This is a genomic window from Paenibacillus macerans, from assembly GCF_050565405.1.
Lineage (GTDB): Bacteria > Bacillota > Bacilli > Paenibacillales > Paenibacillaceae > Fontibacillus > Fontibacillus macerans_B.
Genome location: NZ_JBNYYG010000129.1, coordinates 1 through 613, shown reverse-complemented (window position 1 = coordinate 613; position 613 = coordinate 1). Strand labels below are relative to the sequence as shown.

Here is a 613-nt window from a genome sequence, read left to right as displayed (position 1 = left end):
CCTACAAGGATTTACAATGGAAATAAGGGAGAGGATTAAGTTATGGGAAAAGCCAAAGATGAATTTCGTTTAAAGGTAGTAAGAGAAGCTCTGTCCGGAATTAAAGTGGGGGTACTTGCCCGGTCGTATGATCTGCACCCGGAAACCATTCGGACCTGGATTCGAACCTACCGAGATCAGATCACAGACGTAGAAACTTCGCTACCAGACCAACACCTGCAGGAGCTCAAGCGTCTTCAAGAGATTGAAGAGAAATACGAAAAAGCCATGAAAGTGCTCGGCGAGAAGGAACTCGAAAATGAGATCCTACGGGAACTCGTAAAAAAGAAAAACCCCGCTTATCTGAAAAACTTGAAGTAGCAGAACCATTCATTAAGCGGGGTGAACCAACAGCTATCGTTCTGCGGATCTTGGAAATTGCCGAATCGACCTACTACGATCGAAAAAAGCGAGCAGCGACTTCCCAGACAGAGCCGTCATCCACGGGAAGACGCGGTCGACCTACCCCCGGGTACTCTCTAACCGTAACCGGGATCCCGATTAGCGATGAGCAAATCAAAGAGTGGCTCCTTGAGCTACTTGAAGGCGAAGAACATGTCTACGGCTATAAACT

The 613-nt window shown here is 47.5% G+C and carries 1 protein-coding gene; it reads left to right on the top strand.

Translation table 11 applies throughout. The features are described 5' to 3' along the window. The first annotated feature begins 42 nt into the window (after positions 1–42). A complete protein-coding gene (locus ACQ4N8_RS28140; protein ID WP_430707674.1) occupies positions 43–360 on the top strand; it encodes a transposase in 318 nt (105 codons plus the stop codon). Positions 361–613: the final 253 nt, after the last annotated feature.

What these genes read in the sequence shown, in the direction of transcription:
- ACQ4N8_RS28140 (WP_430707674.1), top strand. Translation starts at nt 43, where the DNA reads ATGGGAAAAGCCAAAGATGAATTTCGTTTAAAGGTAGTAAGAGAAGCT.